General features: G+C 67.9%; 1 protein-coding gene and 1 pseudogene. Both read left to right on the top strand.

Translation table 11 applies throughout. The features are described 5' to 3' along the window. On the top strand, window positions 1-1,047 hold a 1,047-nt coding region (locus BT98_RS0120220; protein ID WP_027297488.1), incomplete at its 5' end, for an ABC transporter permease. A 4-nt stretch (window positions 1,048-1,051) separates the two neighbouring features. Next, window positions 1,052-1,497, top strand: a pseudogene (locus tag BT98_RS0120215) (hypothetical protein); the annotation flags it as partial.

The raw sequence follows: 1,497 nt of genomic DNA, 5'->3' as shown, positions 1-1,497 counted from the left end.
TTCGCCCTGCTCGGCCCGGTGCTGCTGACGATCGCCTTCGGCTTCGGCATCTCCTTCGACGTCGAGAACCTGCCCTATGCCGTGCTGGATGGGGATCGCACACCGGAAAGCCGCAGCCTGCTGGAAAGCTTCGCCGGCTCCCGCTACTTCTCCGAACAGCCACCCCTGGCGGACGCCGCCGCGGCCGAGGCGCGCCTGCGGGCGGCGGGGATCGCCCTGGCGGTGGAGATACCGCCGGGCTTCGGCCACGACCTTCGCCGTGGCGACCGGCCCGAGGTGGCGGTGGCCATCGACGGCGCCATGCCCTTTCGCGCGGAAACGGCGCGCAGCTACGTGCTGGGCCTGGCGCAGACCTGGCTGCGCGACCAGGAGGCGCTTTCGCCGCTGCCGCGCAGCCCCGATCTGCTGACACTGGAGCCACGCTTCCACTACAACCAGGCCTTTCGCAGCGCGGTCGCCATCGTGCCGGGCGTGATCATGCTGATGCTGATGCTGGTCCCGGCCATGCTCGCTGCCGTCGGCGTGGTGCGGGAGAAGGAGAGCGGCGCCATCGCCAACTTCCGCGCCACACCGGTCACGGCGCCGGAATTCCTGATCGGCAAGCAGATCCCCTACTTCGCCGTCGCCCTGAGCAGCTTCGTCATGCTGCTGTTCGTCGCCCGCGTGGTCTTCGACGTGCCTGTGCTGGGCTCCGGCCCCGCGCTGGCCATGGGCGCCGCGCTCTATGTGCTGGCCTCCACCGGCTTCGGGTTGCTGGTGTCCGCCTTCGTCTCCAGCCAGGTGGCGGCAATCTTCGCCGCGGCCATCCTTTCCATCGTACCGGCGGTGAACTTCTCCGGCCTGCTGGTACCGGCTGCTTCCCTCACCGGTCCGGCACTCGGCATCGGCCTTGCCTTTCCGGCCAGTTGGTTCCAGCAGATCTCGGTCGGTGCGATGAGCAAGGGGCTGCACTTCGCAGAGCTATGGCACAACCACCTGGTGCTGGCGGGTTTCGCGGTGCTGTTCATCGGCGCGGCCACATTGCTGCTCCGCAAGCAGGAGCCCTGACGTCATGCGCCATCTGTCCAACATCCTCTGGCTGGGGCTGAAGGAACTGCGGGTGCTGGGTGCCGATCCAGTCCTCCTGGTCTTGCTCGCCTATACCTTCACCGTAGCGGTCTATACCGTGGCCACCGGCATGAAGACGGAGGTCCGCAACGCTGCCGTAGCAGTGCTGGACGAGGACCGCTCCGACCTTTCCCGCAGCCTCGCCGCGGCCCTGCTGCCACCACAGTTCCAGTCGGCGGTCCCGATCATGGCGCCTGAGGTAGGGCCTGGCCTGGATGCGGGCCGCTTCACCTTCATTCTGCAGGTCCCGCCACGCTTCGAATCGGATCTGCTGTCCGGCCACCCGGTGACGCTCGCCCTGGATGTGGATGCCACGGCGATGTCGCAGGCGGGCAACGGCGCCAGCTATGTCAGCCAGATCGTGCAGCAGGAGGTGGCGAAGCGACTGGG

Origin of the sequence: Roseomonas mucosa ATCC BAA-692 (assembly GCF_000622225.1) — a bacterium.
In the GTDB taxonomy this organism is placed as follows: Bacteria; Pseudomonadota; Alphaproteobacteria; order Acetobacterales; family Acetobacteraceae; genus Roseomonas; species Roseomonas mucosa.
Note: the sequence above shows the minus strand (reverse complement) of the source record. Positions and strands in the feature narration are given on the sequence as shown.